This is a genomic window from Acinetobacter calcoaceticus, assembly GCF_016508255.1.
Classification (GTDB): domain Bacteria; phylum Pseudomonadota; class Gammaproteobacteria; order Pseudomonadales; family Moraxellaceae; genus Acinetobacter; species Acinetobacter calcoaceticus_E.
The window spans coordinates 117,508-134,477 of the sequence record NZ_JADVKT010000004.1; the positions used below are offsets into that span (position 1 = coordinate 117,508).

Annotated in this window: 20 protein-coding genes and 1 tRNA gene; 12 read left to right on the top strand and 9 right to left on the bottom strand. The window is 37.8% G+C overall.

The genetic code is table 11. From position 1 onward, the window contains the following. Positions 1 to 69 precede the first annotated feature (69 nt). Entirely contained in the window at positions 70 to 759 is a 690-nt protein-coding gene (gene aqpZ, locus I5515_RS09955; protein WP_199966278.1) for an aquaporin Z, read from the top strand. A gap of 249 nt (positions 760 to 1,008) precedes the next feature. Here aqpZ and I5515_RS09960 read toward each other — a convergent pair whose 3' ends face one another. The 3 genes from I5515_RS09960 to I5515_RS09970 form a co-directional block, all read right to left on the bottom strand. Then, the gene (locus tag I5515_RS09960; RefSeq protein ID WP_003653912.1) at positions 1,009 to 1,251 is read right to left on the bottom strand and encodes a hypothetical protein; all 243 of its coding nucleotides are present in this window, start codon (positions 1,249 to 1,251) and stop codon (positions 1,009 to 1,011) included. 45 nt (positions 1,252 to 1,296) lie between these two features. Then, positions 1,297 to 1,896: a LysE family translocator gene (locus I5515_RS09965; RefSeq protein ID WP_199966280.1), complete on the bottom strand. Its 600-nt coding sequence runs from the start codon at positions 1,894 to 1,896 to the stop codon at positions 1,297 to 1,299. Between the two features lie 87 nt (positions 1,897 to 1,983). Then, entirely contained in the window at positions 1,984 to 3,066 is a 1,083-nt protein-coding gene (locus tag I5515_RS09970; RefSeq protein WP_199966282.1) for a DNA/RNA non-specific endonuclease, read from the bottom strand. A 255-nt stretch (positions 3,067 to 3,321) separates the two neighbouring features. Here I5515_RS09970 and I5515_RS09975 point away from each other — a divergent pair, with 255 nt between their 5' ends. Continuing rightward, positions 3,322 to 3,753 carry a hypothetical protein gene (locus tag I5515_RS09975; protein ID WP_199966284.1) on the top strand — a complete coding sequence of 144 codons (432 nt, stop codon included), beginning with the start codon at positions 3,322 to 3,324 and terminating at the stop codon, positions 3,751 to 3,753. Between the two features lie 53 nt (positions 3,754 to 3,806). Here the strand turns inward: I5515_RS09975 and I5515_RS09980 are convergent, their stop codons facing one another. After that, a complete protein-coding gene (locus I5515_RS09980) occupies positions 3,807 to 5,684 on the bottom strand; it encodes a potassium transporter Kup (RefSeq protein WP_199966286.1) in 1,878 nt (625 codons plus the stop codon). 118 nt (positions 5,685 to 5,802) lie between these two features. On the opposite strand from I5515_RS09980, the gene I5515_RS09985 reads away from it, so the two are divergent. The 3 genes from I5515_RS09985 (at position 5,803) to elbB (ending at position 7,597) form a co-directional block, all read left to right on the top strand. Continuing rightward, a tRNA-Ser gene (locus I5515_RS09985) sits at positions 5,803 to 5,892 on the top strand. Positions 5,893 to 6,028: 136 nt separating this feature from the next. Further along, entirely contained in the window at positions 6,029 to 6,844 is an 816-nt protein-coding gene (locus I5515_RS09990) for a helix-turn-helix transcriptional regulator (RefSeq protein ID WP_199966288.1), read from the top strand. Between the two features lie 90 nt (positions 6,845 to 6,934). Further along, the gene (gene elbB, locus I5515_RS09995; RefSeq protein WP_199966290.1) at positions 6,935 to 7,597 is read left to right on the top strand and encodes an isoprenoid biosynthesis glyoxalase ElbB; all 663 of its coding nucleotides are present in this window, start codon (positions 6,935 to 6,937) and stop codon (positions 7,595 to 7,597) included. Between the two features lie 46 nt (positions 7,598 to 7,643). On the opposite strand, the gene I5515_RS10000 is transcribed toward elbB, so the two are convergent. Then, the gene (locus I5515_RS10000) at positions 7,644 to 7,985 is read right to left on the bottom strand and encodes a DHCW motif cupin fold protein (protein WP_092708278.1); all 342 of its coding nucleotides are present in this window, start codon (positions 7,983 to 7,985) and stop codon (positions 7,644 to 7,646) included. Positions 7,986 to 8,138: 153 nt separating this feature from the next. After that, on the bottom strand, positions 8,139 to 8,696 hold the full coding sequence (locus I5515_RS10005) for an NAD(P)H-dependent oxidoreductase (RefSeq protein ID WP_199966292.1): 558 nt from the start codon (positions 8,694 to 8,696) through the stop codon (positions 8,139 to 8,141). Between the two features lie 116 nt (positions 8,697 to 8,812). On the opposite strand from I5515_RS10005, the gene I5515_RS10010 reads away from it, so the two are divergent. From I5515_RS10010 to I5515_RS10025, 4 genes are read left to right on the top strand one after another with little or no spacing between them, the layout of a single operon-like run. Next, on the top strand, positions 8,813 to 9,148 hold the full coding sequence (locus I5515_RS10010; RefSeq protein ID WP_199966295.1) for a winged helix-turn-helix transcriptional regulator: 336 nt from the start codon (positions 8,813 to 8,815) through the stop codon (positions 9,146 to 9,148). A gap of 26 nt (positions 9,149 to 9,174) precedes the next feature. Next, entirely contained in the window at positions 9,175 to 9,393 is a 219-nt protein-coding gene (locus tag I5515_RS10015; RefSeq protein WP_107973515.1) for a DUF6500 family protein, read from the top strand. Positions 9,394 to 9,448: 55 nt separating this feature from the next. Then, a complete protein-coding gene (locus I5515_RS10020; RefSeq protein WP_227562682.1) occupies positions 9,449 to 10,696 on the top strand; it encodes an AAA family ATPase in 1,248 nt (415 codons plus the stop codon). Next, entirely contained in the window at positions 10,689 to 11,435 is a 747-nt protein-coding gene (locus I5515_RS10025) for a hypothetical protein (protein WP_199966297.1), read from the top strand. Before I5515_RS10020 ends, I5515_RS10025 begins: the two co-directional genes overlap by 8 nt. A 74-nt stretch (positions 11,436 to 11,509) precedes the next feature. On the opposite strand, the gene I5515_RS10030 is transcribed toward I5515_RS10025, so the two are convergent. Then, a complete protein-coding gene (locus I5515_RS10030) occupies positions 11,510 to 12,061 on the bottom strand; it encodes a TetR/AcrR family transcriptional regulator (RefSeq protein WP_199966299.1) in 552 nt (183 codons plus the stop codon). 701 nt (positions 12,062 to 12,762) lie between these two features. On the opposite strand from I5515_RS10030, the gene I5515_RS10035 reads away from it, so the two are divergent. From I5515_RS10035 to I5515_RS10045, 3 genes are all read left to right on the top strand, one after another. Next, positions 12,763 to 13,566 carry a GNAT family N-acetyltransferase gene (locus I5515_RS10035; protein WP_199966301.1) on the top strand — a complete coding sequence of 268 codons (804 nt, stop codon included), beginning with the start codon at positions 12,763 to 12,765 and terminating at the stop codon, positions 13,564 to 13,566. A 123-nt stretch (positions 13,567 to 13,689) separates the two neighbouring features. After that, complete coding sequence (locus I5515_RS10040) at positions 13,690 to 14,592, top strand: helix-turn-helix domain-containing protein (RefSeq protein ID WP_016142824.1); 903 nt, start codon at positions 13,690 to 13,692, stop codon at positions 14,590 to 14,592. 111 nt (positions 14,593 to 14,703) lie between these two features. Next, complete coding sequence (locus I5515_RS10045; RefSeq protein ID WP_199966303.1) at positions 14,704 to 15,705, top strand: aldo/keto reductase; 1,002 nt, start codon at positions 14,704 to 14,706, stop codon at positions 15,703 to 15,705. Positions 15,706 to 15,751: 46 nt separating this feature from the next. Here the strand turns inward: I5515_RS10045 and I5515_RS10050 are convergent, their stop codons facing one another. Both I5515_RS10050 and I5515_RS10055 read right to left on the bottom strand, forming a co-directional pair. Continuing rightward, on the bottom strand, positions 15,752 to 16,144 hold the full coding sequence (locus tag I5515_RS10050; protein WP_199966678.1) for a hypothetical protein: 393 nt from the start codon (positions 16,142 to 16,144) through the stop codon (positions 15,752 to 15,754). A gap of 22 nt (positions 16,145 to 16,166) precedes the next feature. Then, positions 16,167 to 16,910: a hypothetical protein gene (locus I5515_RS10055; RefSeq protein WP_199966305.1), complete on the bottom strand. Its 744-nt coding sequence runs from the start codon at positions 16,908 to 16,910 to the stop codon at positions 16,167 to 16,169. Positions 16,911 to 16,970: the final 60 nt, after the last annotated feature.

Below are 16,970 nucleotides of genomic sequence, written 5' to 3' on the forward strand. Positions count from 1 at the left end.
TCACATGCTTAAAATTTATGTGATGTAATTCACATTAATTAAAATAGATTAAATAGATGAGTAATCATAATGAATAAATATTTTGCTGAATTTCTAGGTACGTTTTGGCTAGTCTTTGGTGGTTGTGGTAGCGCAGTATTAGCCGCAGCTTTCCCAGAACTTGGTATTGGCTTTGCAGGTGTAGCCCTTGCCTTTGGTTTAACCGTACTGACTGGTGCTTATGCTCTAGGGCATATCTCTGGTGGACATTTTAACCCCGCGGTAAGTGTCGGCCTTTGGGTCGGTGGCCGTTTTGATGTTAAAGATTTAATTCCTTATATTGTTGCACAGGTGGTCGGTGCAACTGCTGCTGCATTTGTTCTCTACATTATTGCTCAAGGCCAAGCTGGCTTTACTGGTGTTGGTGGCTTTGCTTCAAATGGTTTCGGTGATTTATCGCCAAACAAATTTGGCTTAGGTTCTGCTTTCATTATTGAAGTGGTACTTACTGCTTTCTTCTTAATCGTTATTCTAGGGGCGACTGACCGCCGTGCACCTGCTGGTTTTGCACCTATTGCGATTGGTCTTGCATTAACACTTATTCACTTAATCAGTATTCCAGTAACCAATACTTCTGTGAACCCTGCACGTAGTACAGGTGTAGCGTTCTTTGCTCAAACTGGTGCTTTAAGTCAGTTGTGGTTATTCTGGGTAGCTCCAATTTTAGGTGCTGTGATTGGTGCGATTGTTTATAAGGTAGTTGCTGGAGAGAAGGATTAACACGACGGAGTTCTACTTCGTAAAATCGAATGTAATCAGCTAATTCTCATTACTTTTGTTTCGGCAAAAGTAACCAAAACCATTGCCATTCACAAAACCTGTTCTCTGGGATCATTTAGCTGATCCCACACAGTAACAATCCTGATCTTAAAATGGGCAGGTTGTGAATGGCTTTATCACGAATCAAATTTCACGAATTATTCAATAACCATAGAACTTTGATCAAATCAGACTCTATTAATGAATCATTTACAAAAACGGATTATTAATTTCTTTTTCAGCTGGACGTTCAATTTTCTCAGGTAACTCTTCTTTTTCCAAAGCCGCAACCACATCGTTTAAAAAGCTCTGTAAAGCCTTTGCCTGTTCTAGTCCAACTTTATCTTTAGTGATTTGCAAATTGCCATAAATGCTCACGCAGTCAACATCATTTTCTAATGTTAAATCTTCAATTGAAGAAGACTCTGTACCCTTTTCAAATGGTTTAAACATAAGTGTGGTCTCGTTGTTATATCTACACAGTGTAATACGACCAATTTAAAGAAAATCGATCAAAATTAAAAGTGCCGATAAAATTAAAAAAGCACCCATCAAGATATTAAAATATTTCAATCGGTTACCTTGATTGAGGACTACTGAAAATTTATCGCCGCACAGCCCCCAAAAGAACAAACACGCATAGCAAGTGAAAAAATAAATAACGATAAAGATCGGCAAAGACTGAGGGTTTTCTATGCTTGTAAACATGGTAATGCCAGACACACAGGCCAACCACGCTTTCGGATTGAGCCACTGCAAGAAGAAACCATCTTTAAAATTTGGAATAAGAATATGGTCTACGGGAGCACTTGAAATAGAAATATTAGCGGCAGAAAGAATAATTTTTATACCGATATAACAAACAAATAGCGTTCCACAAATCGCAAGAATTTTTAAGACAACAGGAAACTGAGTTAATAAACTTTGCAGCCCAAATGCCATAAAAATCAAGAGTAAAGTAAAACCGATAGTCGCACCTGAAATGTAAGGAAGCGACCTTTTTAAACCGTGATTTAAGCTGGTCGATAAAATTACGGTATTTACTGGACCAGGGGTAATAGACATTGCAAATGAAAAAAGGAACATCGAAGCAAACATTGTTATTGTCCTTATTGAAATAAAACAGACAGATCTGTCTGTTTTATTGTATCTGTTTAGAACTTCATAACAATACCAACAAGCGCCTTATTTTATCATTTGCAAGAAATAGTTCACCAATGCCTCTATCAGTTGTTTGACAATGGCCTTTCTGGTTTCTTCATCAATGCTTGGAACTTTTGCTTCCATCGATTCAGAAGACGTACCTTTTTGCTTTTTAAACTGATCTTGTAACGCGTGGATCTGATCCGTACTTAAGTCTTTTTCACACTGGCTTTCTCCATCCCAATGCAAATAGTCTAGCTTCTGATTTGGTTTAACTTGGCTAGATGTTAACGGTAAGCGATAAACATTGCGTTTTTGTTGTTCGGTAAGTTGAGGAAATAAATTAATTCCTAGCTTTTCTTCAAGATAGCAAACACTCACCACTTTAACCTGCTGAGAGTTATTATTCGGCGCATAGTAAGCGCCAATTGCACCTGTTTTAGGATAGTAAACTGCCTTATACACTGCAGTTGGAATGATGACCCCGCTCCCAATAGTCTTGAGTCGTTGACCTTCAAATATTGGCCCCGTCACGATATAAGCATCTTGCTTTTGCTTAGTGACGACTGCACGCGTAGCATCTTCAAGCTTACGCCAAACTTCCTGATTATTTTTAGGTGCCTGTGGAACCATATTACTTAATGAGAAACTATCAAACTGAGAGTCCTTATTAGGCATGTCACCATTGGGTGACATATGTCCACGGTCATAACCTGATCCACGATAATCGCGTAAAAGTGACCGATGACGCTCAGGAACGCGAGTTTCTTCGTGGAAATTATCTTCACGTTTAATTTTAGTACTTAAACGTTCTGGACTTAGATGTTCAGCTGACCATAACGGCGTTTTAGACATACCTGAGTACAAAACATTGAAGCCATTAAAGCACAGCGGATAACTATCTTTTTTTAGACTGTCTTTATTTAAAGCTGGCGGAACTTCACGGTAAAACTGATTTAGACAAGTCGAGTTAGTACTTAAAGGCGAAAACCACTGTGAAATTTTTTCACCGCCAAACGCGAAGGCAAAACTTCCTGCTGCCACTCCGGCAAGTACAATCTTGCCCAAATGCTCACTTAAAGAAAAACCATCAAAGATGCCTGTACTACTTTTTTTACTTGCCATATTTCTATCAATACCACGATCCACACGCAGCTTAACAATCCTAATTTTTTAAGTATATCTCTTATCTTTCAAATGGTTAAAACATGGTCATCTTTTTTGTAACTCCATTTCCCGTTACGTAACAATCTGTTGGAATTATGAGAGGCTTTGGCTATTGAATTAGGCCAATTGCGTATCTTTCGTTGAAAAGCACTGATTGCCTATGACATGGTTAGCTCCACAAATTTGGATAAAAATATAATCGGAGTCCACTTAATGATCCATTCAAAGATTATTGGTATTGGCGTAATCACGGGATTGTGTAGCATGGCAGCTTTGGCTGAACCAGCAGTCCAACCAGGAGATACTTTAGAAAGTTTGTCTAAAGTGAAAGTTACTACAACGGTAAATGGCCAACCTGGTTCTATTAGCGATTTAGTCAATAGCGGACAAGTACAACAAGTTTCTGCTTCCCCGACAAATGCAGCGCCTACAGGTGCTCCTATTCCGGCAGACGTTCCACCAGCACCTCCAGCAGGCGGTGAAATGGCGCCACCAGCAGCCCCAATTGATGCGGTGCCACCTGCACATAATCAGGCATCTCCAGCGCCACAAGATCAAAATACTCCGGCAGATCCAAGTCAGTCGGCAGACCCAATGGCAAAAGATGGTGCATTGCCAGCCGATGCGCCTATGCAAGCTCAATAATTAGAGCAAAAAAAACCAAGACAAATGTCTTGGTTTTTTTATACATCAAATTTTTATATTTCGATTTGACTACCTAACTCAACCACACGGTTGGTTGGAATTTGGTAGAAGTCACTCACAGGGCTAGTATTACGCTGCATAGAGATAAATAATTTTTCTCTCCATGGCGACATACCATCACCCACCGAGTGAACAATACGGTCTCTGGAAATAAAGAAGCTGATATGCATTAAGTCATATTGAAGACCTAACTGCTCATAGGCCTGTATAAGCGCTTTTGGTACATTCATTTCATCTTTAAAGCCGTAGAAAATTTTAATGCGGTAGAAGTGTTCAGCTAACGCTTCTGTCGAAATACGTTCTTCTGCTGCAACAAATGGAACATCTTCAATAACTACAGTCACTAAAATATTACGCTGATGTAGTACTTTGTTGTGCTTGATGTTGTGCAGCATGGCATGTGGTACAACATTTGGTGTACCTGTCATAAAGACAGCGTCACCCGGTACCCAATGCACACTATTGCCAATACTTTTTACGAACAAATCTAACGATAACGTATCATGTTCAAGTTTAGCAAAGGTGAGTTCACGACCACGTTTCCATGTCATTAAGATAGTGACTGCAATACCACCAATTAATAATGGTACCCAACCACCCGATAACACTTTAAGCGAAGTCGCTGCAACTAAAACCGATTCTAAAATGAAGAATGGAATAATCAGTAACACCACTTTTGGCCAGCTCCATTTCCACGCCGAGTAGATAAAGATGGAAACCAAAATGGTGTCACAGAGCATGGTTAAGGTGACCGCGAGACCATACGCACTTGCCAAGTTTGAGCTGGTTTTGAAAATCAAAATTAAGATAATAATTGCGATTAAAAGTAGCCAGTTCAAGAAAGGAACATAAATCTGGCCTTCTTCTGACTCAGAGGTATGTTTAATACTTAAACGTGGTAAATAGCCCAATTGAATCGCTTGGCGCGCAAGCGAAAACACCCCAGAAATTACGGCTTGAGAGGCAATCACAGTTGCCATGGTCGCCATAATAATCATTGGGTAAAGTGCCCACTGTGGAACCAATAAATAGAACGGGTTTTGAATTGCAGCTGGGTCTCTTAACAGTAATGCACCCTGCCCTGCGTAGTTTAAAACCAAGCACGGTAACACCACACAGAACCATGCGAGACGAATTGGAACTGGTCCAAAATGCCCCATATCGGCATAAAGTGCTTCACCACCCGTCACTGTTAAAACGACAGCACCCATAACGAAAAAGGTCATTACAGGTTGGTGATAGATAAACTGAATCGCCCAATGCGGACTAAACATGCCCAATACCACAGGGGTTTGAATGACACTATGAAGACCTAATAATCCTAATGATATGAACCACACCATCGTAATCGGGCCAAAAAACTTACCTACAAAGGCTGTACCGTGTTTTTGTACCAAGAACAACGCGATGATAATGGTAATCGCAATTGGCATGATGAACGGGTCAAACACATTGGTTGCAATAGACAAGCCTTCGACTGCCGAAAGTACTGAAATGGCTGGGGTAATAATACCGTCACCAAAAAACAGCGATGCCCCAATAAAACCAATGGCAATCATGTAGATTTTTTTGTTGTCGGCAATTTTGGCTTTACGTAAGTTCAATGCGAGTAAGGCCATGATTCCGCCTTCGCCATTGTTGTCTGCACGCATCACGATTGCGACATACTTGATGCTAATAATCAGCATTAAGCACCAAAAAATAATGGATAAAATTCCTAATACGTTTTCAGGCTGAATTCCCAACCCGTGCGCGGCATGAAAGGACTCTTTCAAGGCATAAAGAGGACTTGTTCCGATATCCCCAAAGACCACTCCAAGAGCTGCCAATGCCGTGGCAGACAAAGTCGCTTTTTTAGCCGTATTTTGCATTGTGTAATTAAACCAACATGATTTTTAGCGCAATCTTATCACCTCTATTATTTTTTTTCTGTAATGCTCGTCTTAAATCTTGGCAGAACCTGATTTTTTAGTTACTATCGCACGCCTTGGTGAGGTGTCCGAGTGGCTTAAGGAGCACGCCTGGAAAGTGTGTATACGTTTGCGCGTATCGAGGGTTCGAATCCCTCTCTCACCGCCAGAATTCAAATTTAAAGAAGCTTAAACTTAATCGGTTTAGGCTTTTTTATTAGCCAAATATTAAAAAACAGCCTTGAAAAAACTGCTAACTTTCTCATCTTATTTAAGCCATAGATTAAATTAAAAATCTCAACTCAATGAAAAATATCATTTCTTTAGCTAAAAACAGCGTTCTCAACCATAGCAACTTAAACCTACCTTTCTCTATTTATTCAGCTTATAAAGAACAAAAAATTAGAAATGTTCCAATTACGAAACCGTTACTCATCACTATTTTAAGTGGCATTAAAGAGTTAGGAAGAACTGAAGAAAATGTTGTATGTGGAACTGGTTCTTTTATATTTTTATCAAATAACGCCAGCATTGATATGCGCAATATTCCAAATCAAGAAGAATATTTCGCGCTCCTTATCGAGTTTGACTTCGATGACTTTAAAGAGCTTCCTAATTCTTCAAGAACTCCTAAAAAATTTGTACAAGGCCACCTCACTCCTTTACTCGAAAATGCACTTTCTCAATTTATAGATTTATCTCTCATTGCCCCACCTTCTGTTTTTAAATTTAGAAGAAGAGAACTTTTAGAGCTTATTTACCATTCTGGTTACACCGACATCTCTAGTTTGAATATGACTCCAAGTTTGAGTGAAAAACTTCAGGCATTAATTTCTGATCATTTATCAGTGGAACTCACAGCTGAATTTATCGCTGCTCAACTTTTTATGAGTTCATCGACGCTAAGAAGAAAACTAAAAAGTGAGGGAAATAGCATTCAAGATATTCGTAATAGAGTACGACTAGGTCATGGACTGCATCTTATTCAAACCACTAACACCAGTATTGGAAATATTGCTTTTGAATGTGGCTATCAATCTCAATCAAGATTTACTGAACAATTTAAAAATTTGTTTGGAATTACGCCTCGTGAGCTACGCAAAACTAAAATGCTCAGTTAAGGCGAATTTATGGCAAATCTGCGTATAAAAATTTTTTAGAAGAAAACTTAAGATCTTTTACACATTTAAAAAAGGTTCTTAAGAAAGTAAATGAAAAAAGTAGCAGTAATTTTATCGGGTTGTGGTTACTTAGATGGTTCTGAAATTAGAGAATCCGTTTTAACCCTGTTAGCTCTAGATAAAGCAAATATTGAATATCAAATTTTTGCACCTGATGAGCCTTTGTTTCATGTCATCGACCATGTAAGCGGCGAAATAAACATGACTGAGCGGAGAAATATTTTACAAGAAGCAGGACGAATTGCCCGAGGTGAAATTTCCTCAATCGATCAACTTAATGAAAATGAATTTGATGGCCTTCTTCTTCCGGGTGGATTCGGAGTCGCCAAAAATTTATCAACTTTTGCCTTTAAAGGAGCAGAAGCAAGAGTACATTCTACAGTTGCCTCAATTCTAAAAACGTTTCATCAAAGTAAAAAACCGATCGGGGCAATTTGCATATCCCCTGCACTATTAGCACTTACTTTTGGAGACTTACACCCAACTATCACTTTGGGGGCTGACGTTAACACTGCTAAAGAAATTGAAAAAACGGGGTCGATTCACCATGTTTGTCAAACCTCAGACTGCGTGATAGATAAGCAAAACTTATTTGTTACCACACCTGCCTATATGGATGTTCAAGCCCATTTACAAGATATCTATGCAGGGATTACAAGCTTGGTTGATGCCATGACAGCTTTAGTAAATTAAGGTGTTTGATGGGGATAGAGATTGCTATCCCTCTATTTTATTGAATCTAATCAACGATAAGTAACTTCGCACCATTCAGGCTAAAAGATTGATGCGGCTCCGAATTATCGCCGACTTGATAACTCATGCCTGAAGTTAAAGTAAATGTTCGGCCATCCTTCAATCTACTTTCTAACTCACCTTCTAGGCAAAATAAGATATGTCCTTTTTCACACCAATGGTCTGCTAAATAATTGGCCGAGTACTCTACAAGTCTTACTCTAATTTTATTATTTTCTTCACCAAAAAATTGAGTTTTCCAATAAGCTTTTCCTGTTTCACCACTATATTCAGTAACTTCGATTTCTTCCCAATTTGTAATTTGAAATGGAAAAGGCGCGATATTCATTTTTTATTCCATAGAATGTGTGGTTGTATTCTCAAGTTATAGACAAAATTGATTTTTGCAAACTGTTTATTAAGACAATCATAAAGATAACAAAATTATTTTTCACTTTGAAAAGACCCAAACCTCAAGTTTAGGCCTTTCCCATCTTTAAACTCAGTTAGACAACGCTAATAATTTCTGAACATATTGAATCGCATTATTGTCTATGTCTTGATGAGTCGGAATAACATCGTCTTCTGAAGGGTTCGTGTCTAAACCATAAAATGCATGGAGTGGTTGATAAACTGCCCCAACATATAAAGCCGTTAGCTCAAATGGAACAAAAATCTTGTCTAAAGAAATTTGATATTCGCCACTTTCTGAATAAATTTTTTCTTCACCACCCGCAGACACAGCCAGCATAAACTTTTTATTTTTTAGCTTGTCGCCTGTCGAACCATAGGCCCAACCATAGGCCAAAACTTCATCTAGCCATTGTTTTAATAACGGCGGGCAGTTAAACCAATACACTGGAAATTGAAATATTAAATTTTCGTGTTCTTCTACAAGCGCTTGTTCTTTGGCGACATCAATCACCCCGTCTGGATAAGCTTGATAAATTTGATGAACCGTAAATTGATCTGGATGTTTTTCTAGTTCCTCAATCCATCTTTTATTTACAACAGATTGGTCTATGTGAGGATGGGTAACGATTACTAATGTCTTTTTCATTATGAGAACACTCTTATCGGAAAGTAGATAAATCGATTATAGAAGTGTGCTTTCCAAAATATAAGTACGGTAATTTATGTTATATACTATACCAAAAGATAGTGTAGATTTTAAAAATGGATGACTGCATTCCAACTTATACGCCATTAGAAGATACGGGTTTTGGGTACACCCTTTCTTTGATTAATGGCAAATATAAGATGATTATTATGTATTGGCTTTATGGAAAAACGGTCATGCGTTTTAACGAGCTTCAGCGCTGCATTGGAATTATTTCTTTTAGAACGCTTAGCAATACGCTTAAAGAATTGGAAAAAGACGGACTGATTATTCGTAAGGAATATCCTCAAATTCCGCCAAAAGTTGAATATCGCCTTTCAGAAAGAGGACAGTCTTTAATTCCTTTGTTAGATATGATGTGTGAATGGGGCGAGCGTAATAAGCCATCTTAGTTTTATGACTTGAAGTGATACTAAATATGAGAAATGAGTTAAGAGAAATTTTTATTAAGGGATGCGACGATAAGATTGAAAAAAAGGGAGACAATGTCGGTCTATCTTTCTACGCTTTTTTTAAAAATAAGAATGATAACCCTGAGTTACTGATGGAAGCAGCCCATTGGTGGATTATGGAGCATAAGCTAGATCACTTCGAGAAAGCCGTTAAGATTAAACAATTGGTTTTGAGTGAGCGATAGAAATTAAAAATTTATTTGATTAAAATATATTTTTCACTCAACAATCTTTAATATAATGTCAAATTACATTTCTTTATTTTATGCTGAGAATTTTAGACAGTTTTCAAAAGTAACCGTAAAATTCAAAAAAGGTTTTAATATCTTAACAGGACCCAATGGGTGTGGAAAAACATCTATTTTGATGGGTATAGCATATTGCTTTAACTCTAATGATTTTTCTCATACTCGCTTTAATAATGATAGTTGCTTTTGGGTTGATTGGAATCATGATGAATCAATTATTAGAACAGGCTTAGGAAAAAATAGTTTTCCAAATCAAGCAACATATCGAAATAGCCAACCTAATATGTATAATCCTCCAGCGAACGATTTATATTTAAATGAAAATCTAAATACATATCAGTTTAAAAATAAATATTTTTCGGATTTTCCACTTTATATTGGAATTTCAAGAGAAATAAAATACGTCCAGATAAATGGAATGCAAAGAGAAGGAGATCCTAGAGAACAGCAAGAATCCATTTCTAATTCAAACTTAAACTCAGGATACAATAAAGTTTCTATAAAACAATGGCTTATAAATAGATATTTTATAATAGAGAAAGACTGGGCCGCAGAGTACAAAGAAAACTGGCTTCATTTACAAGAATCTTTACCTTTAATTGCTCCATTCAATAGTGATTTTAAATATACAAATACAAAAGCCGATCTAGAACCTATGTTCTCTCTATATGGAAAAGAGTGCTACTTAGAAGAACTCTCAGCTGGATTTCAGGCTATTTTCTCTATCATTATTAATATTATTCAGTGGATTGAGGCTAAACAACCTGAAGGTCATAGAAGTATAAAAGAAGCTTCTGGTACAGTCTTAATAGATGAATTAGATTTACATCTCCATCCTGAATGGCAACTTTCTTTACGCAAAGGTCTTACTACAATTTTTCCAAATCTTCAGTTCATAGTAACAACTCATTCTCCTCATTTATTGGCATCTGCAGAAAGTAATGAAATAATTATCATGCAACGGATAGAAGAAATAGAAGAATATTATTTTGAGCCTACAAAGAAAAAATTTTCTGGTTGGAATACCGATCAGATTTTAGAAGATGTAATGGGGGTTGAGAGCTTACAGAATAAAGATTATGCTTCTCTTATCAATACTATACTGAATGCATATGATGAAAAAAATTTAGAGGCGTTCAAGTCAAACCTTAATTTATTAGAAGAAATATCACATAAAAATGATTCAATTTTACAAGTATTTAAAATCAAACTAGCTTCTTTGGAGTTAGAAAATGATTAAACTTAAAAGACCTATAGAAAAACCAGAAATATTAATTAGAAATGCTGATGCATGGACTAAAGGCTTAATGGATTTAATCATAAAATATGGTGAGTATGAGAAAATACCAGATAAGGAAAAAAAATCTGCTGTTTCTTTTTATCGGCATGACGATATAAAAAAGTCACTTTTTATAAGTTCTTCTCGAAAATGCGCCTTTTGTGAGACATTTCCAGAAGATTCAGGCTATATTGAAGTTGAACACTTTCATCCAAAAGCTAAATATCCTGATAAAACATTTGAATGGGAAAATTTCTTACCTTGTTGTCGGACTTGTAATGGTAATAAAGGAGATCATGATACTGTTTCGGAGCCAATATTAAATCCCTTTGACATTGAACCAGATCAATATTTAGAAGTAGATTTTTTGAAGTTAAAAGCTAAAGATGATAATAAAATTGCTAAATCTACTTTGAAAGTTTGTGGCCTTAATAGTACACGCTTATATCGACCTAGAAGTGAAATTTGTAAAACATTTTCTCAGTATGAAGATGAACTAGAAAACCATCTTGAGGAATATGAAGATTTAAAAACTTCTATAAAGAAACAGAATAAACTAAAGCGAATTCAAGAATCAATTGAAGTAATTGAAACGCTAAAACGCCCAGATTCTGCACATTCTTTTTTCTGTACATTTTTAATTGAACGAAGCAGTACTTTTAAGAAAGCAAAACAACTTACTAATACTTTAAGTGAATAATTATAATTAATAGATAGGTATCATAATGGCACCTATCTATTAGAAAGCCCAACTTCCGTCGAGCCTTCCCTCCATCAAACCCGACTTAAAAAGTAGTCGAGCAATACATCTCTTTCATCTGTGCTATCAGCCCCTAAAAGCTGAACCATCGCGCCATCAATCACAAATAAAAACATGTGCGCATCTTCAACTGTAGCAGTCTCTTTTACAGTTAAAAGTAGTTTATGAATTTCTTTAATAAACCAGTTTCGGTATTCAATAACGAGTTTATAAGCCGCAGGATAAAGTTTTTCAATTTCAAAAATGGCTTTAAATGGCAAACGATAAAAGCCCTCTAAATTTGCATGTAAAAGGTAAATTTTCTTGAGCTTATCGAATGCCATGAGTTCGCGGTACGAATGAATAATTGAAAACACCTCATGTTTTAAGGCATCTATTTGAAAAGTTAAGCTCATCTGAATGAGCCTTTCTTTAGAGTGAAAATAGTTATAAAAAGTGGCTTTGGGAATTTTGGCTTCCTCAATAATTCGGTCTACCCCGACTTTGTGAAACCCATATTGGGTAAATAAATCTTTTGCTGTGTGGAGCACGCGTAGTGCTCTAAATGAAGCTTCTAAATTTTTCATGTATTTCGCTTAAAATAATTTTTTGTTGTATGTGAATGAGATAGAAATGCTGTCGCTCTTAAATTGAGCGCTAAAAACAGGCATGCAAAAGCCGCACAAAAATGGCGTGCTCGCCTATCTCGGGTTTTATTGTTGCTATGATTTTTTAGTCGTAATGACCTATGGCTTAAAACCTAGAGTCGGTTAAACCGTTTTAAAGACCAGTTGGGTATAGATGTAAAGATTTTGGCAAAGGTTGCCAATGAGAGAGACGAAATAGTACGCATGTGCGAACTCCTATATGCATAAAATTTCTGCCAATCTCTGCTAAAAGATGGTGGCAGAACGAAAGGGGGTTAGCAGACTGGGCATATAGAACCAGCACACCCGAAGGTGTCCCCCTTCCGCCCTGCCATAACGTCGGGGGGGAACGGTGGTTTTAACACACAGATCTTCCCCTCAGAAGGAGCAAATCTGATGTGCTATATGCATCGGTCTGCTAAAACCGACTGGCAATGTGGCCAGCAGGCAAAGGATAATCCGCGAGTTTTTGAGTGTCAATGCAAGGTTGAATAGAAATTGGTTAAATAATTTTTGTTTTCATTCAATTAGATATTTAAGCTAAACAGTCATTCAACTTAAATTTAAAAATATCATGATAATAGTAAAAATGTAGGATAGTGAATTATGATTGAGTTCATGATTTGAATAGGTAATTAATAATGATAATAAAGGGACCTCCCACCAGTTCAGAAGAATATCAACTTATCTTTCAATGGCTTGATGAAAGATTTTATTATTCTATTGGGGCGATGGCCTTTCTTGCTCAAACACAAGCTATCGATGCCGACTGGCAACTCTTACGGTTATATCACCCACATAACGCCGAACAGCTATTAGGCGTCGCGGTCATCCTTGCTGGCGGCACCTGCTTCTGGGTTCCATCAGAGGCATCTTCATCTGGGACATTGCTCTGCACTTCAATTTTGCAGCTTCAACCGCGTCGGATTGTAACCACCGCAATCGGGCGTGATTTATTGCATGCTGAGATCAAGCAAAAAGGACGCATTTTACGAGAATATGATCAATGGATCATGGTTTGCTCACGCCAATTTTCTGAAGCTCAAGGCCGCTTGGCTGAACTCTCGGACATTGCCCGTCTTAATGAATATCAACATCAATACAATGAAGAGCGCTCTGTGAATGAAATTCCTGACTGGGAATCTCTGATTCAGCAAGAAAAAATTATTGTGCTTGAAGCAGGCGACCAAATCGTTTCAATTGTGCGTTTAGGGATAGAAACTGATCGGCTCGTTTCTATTGGCGGTACATACACTTTCCCTGCTTATCGTCGAAAAGGTTTTGCCGAGCGCGTCTTACAATTCGCGGTCAATCGAATCGTTGCAACTGGACGGATTGCCCACTTAATTGTCGACATTGATAACATCCCAGCGGTTCCCCTTTATCGGGAAATGGGCTTCGAATGCGTAGAGTCTTCTTACATTGCTTACCCAGAGTATTTATAAAAAATTATTCATTTTCAAAACTGCTTAAATGAACCGATTGATCCCGCTATAAATAAAAGCTACAGTAAATAAAGTTTGAATTTTATAACTTTAAATAAATTGATGGCTCACGCAGGCAAAGACATGGAAACCATACATGATTTTTATCGCCGCTTTTCTTTAACCAGAGATAGCGATTACTCGGTTCCATCGACTTCGTTTGGACATTTTAACGTGTTCCAACGCGATGCCTGCTCGTTTCTCACACCTTATAGCCGCCGCGATTATTATAAAATTTCACTGGTTTTAGGCACAGGTGATCTTCACTACGCCAACCGCTGGATTCGGGTAGATCGCCCTGCTTTGCTGTTTTCAAACCCAATGGTTCCCTATGCATGGGAAATTAATTCGCCCGAACAAGCAGGCTGGTTTTGTCTATTTACCGAAGAGTTTGTAAACCAAGAATCAAGACAAAGCTTTTTAAAAGACTCGCCACTGTTTAAAGTCGACGGCGACCCGTTATATTTTTTAAACGACCAACAAGTTGAAGAAATTTCATTTATTTTCAAAAAGATGATGAATGAAATAAATTCAGACTACATTCATAAATACAACGTTTTAAGAAACTATTTGCACCTGATTGTGCATGAAGCCATGAAGATGCAACCGACCCAACAGTTTGAAAAACATAGCAATGCTGCGGTTCGGATTTGCCATTTATTCTTTGAATTATTAGAGCGCCAGTTTCCAATCGACTCGCCCCATTTTCAGCTTAAACTCAAAACTGCAAATGACTATGCCTATGGTTTGTCGGTGCATGTGAACCATTTAAACCGAGCTGTAAAAGAAGCTACAGGCAAAACCACGTCTGAGCATATTAGCTCGCGCATTACGCAAGAAGCCAAAGCGCTGTTGCAACACACCAGTTGGAATATTTCCGAAATTGCCTATAGCTTAGGCTTTGAATATTCAGCGTATTTCACCAATTTCTTTAAGAAAAATACGGGATTCTCACCTAAAAAGTTCCGCGAAGACTGCGTGGCCTAAAAACAGATTGTTTGAATTTTATAATTATTGGTTTGAATGTTATACGTCAGTTTGAGCCAAAGCATTTTATAGTTTTTCTACTCAAGTGATTTTGCAAAAAGAGTGTGAAAAATGAAATATAGAACTTTAGGACAAACAGGCGAAAAAGTATCAGCACTTGGTTTAGGTTGCATGGGAATGAGCTTTGCCTATGGTGCCTCAGACGACACACAAAGCATTGCCACTCTAGAAAAGGCATTAGACCTCGGCATTAACTTTTGGGATACTGCCGACATGTACGGCAACGGCGCAAACGAAGTTTTGCTCTCAAAAGTTTTAGAAAAACACCGCGACAAAGTATTTTTGGCGACCAAATTTGGCTTTCGCTATAAAGAAGATAACCTCAACCCACAAAACTCTTTAGAGTCTTATATCGACGGTTCTCCAGAATGGATTAAAGTTGCGGTCGAAAACAGTTTAAAACGCTTAAATACAGACGTGATTGATTTGTATTATGCACACCGCATCGACCCAAACATTCCAGTTGAAGACACCATTGGTGCCATGGCTGACTTGGTCCAACAAGGTAAAGTTCGTTATTTAGGACTCAGTGAAGCTTCGGCTGAAACCATTCGTAAAGCACATGCAATTCACCCGATTGCAGCGGTTCAACATGAATATTCACTGTTAACTCGTGATTTTGAGCAAACTCATTTACAAACTATTCGTGAGTTAGGCATTAGCCTTGTGCCGTATTCACCGCTTTCGCGCGGTTTAATTACCAACACGCTTGATGTTAGCAACCTAGACGAAAATGATTTCCGTCGCCAGTTACCACGCTATCAAGGCGACAACTGGAAAAATAACCAAAGCTTGGCGCAAGCATTTAGCGAATTTGCCCAAAGCAAAAACGCGACAGCGGCTCAACTGGCTTTGGCTTGGATTTTGGCACAAGGTGAAGACATTATTCCAATTCCCGGTACGCGTAAAATCGAGCGACTTGTGGAAAATGCTGGCGCTGTAGACCTTGATTTAACAGCGGCAGATTTGGCAGAAATCGACGCAATTATTGCGAGATATCCAAACATGGGCGCACGCTATAACGCTGAGCAACTTGCTGCGGTAAACCATTAAAATATGAGCTATAAAAAAGTCCGACTTAGTGTCGGACTTTTTTTATTTAGTCTTTGCTATAACTGCCCTGCTGGCGTCCATCGTTCCAAGTTACGTCTAACGATTTTTCAGAAATAGTCAGGCTTTCAGGAAAAATACTTAAATCCTTTTTAAATTTAGAGTCAGGTTTTAAACCAATACAGTTTCCATTTTTCCACCATGTCCCTTCGGCATATTGGTCTAAAGCGCCATAAGCTAACATCCATTTAAACTTGCCGTCTGGCTGAAGTAAAAGTTCCGAACCGACTTCCATCACACCATTTAAATAATAGTGCCCACTCCAAGCCTGATCGACTTGCTGGAATTTCACCTCTTTACATGTGCTGGTTGGCTCTGCATAAATTTGAGAAGAAATCGCAATCGTCGAAAGTAATAGCAACCGTGCAAATGTATTCATTATTTAATTCCCTATATTTTTAGTGTTATTTTCCAGACTCAACTTTTAAATAAGTTCCGTCTGCATACACGTTGTGTCCAAAGCCACAACCCGAATCGCCACTGTCTTGTTTTGCCTGAATGTAGTTTCCTAATTTTGCATTGGTTTTAAAATCAAGCTGAATACGGCAGTCTTGATCTTTATAGACGATTTGCTTTTTATTGCTCGGCATTGTGGTGCCAAACTCACCCATGTTCGGACCGTAAATTAAGCTTCTAAGGCCCATATATAAGCCAGCATAGCTGATTGCATATTGCCCCTTCTCACGGCTTACCGTGATGTGATCCCATTCGCCAAAACCTGAGTAACGCACATATTCACCAGACAAGTCATTTGATGCTTTAGGTTTTGGTAATTGCTTAAGGTTAAATTGGCTAGATTTTGATTTTTCATCGAGCATAAACCACGATCTTGCCCAAAGTGGCTGACCCAGTTTTGCATAGGCTAGGCCCACATTATTGTTAGCAACTTCAACATCTCGGTCAGTAAATTTAACCGTGGTTTCATCTGCATTGGCTTTACAAAACGCTGTCCAAGAGGCTTGATTCTGGAAATTTTCTAGCGCTTTTTTATATTGTTTTTGGTCGTAGTTTTTCTTACCTAAACTCGCGTATTGCTTCACTTTATTACAGCTTTGCTGTAGCTCTTGTGCAAAAGAAAATTCTGCATGCGTAACCGACAACGCCGAAAGTGTGAGAACCGCGCAACCTGAAATAATAGATTTAATCATTTTTAAAATTCTTTAATAATTAACTAATTATATAATATGAGCTAGTTCTATAAATCACAA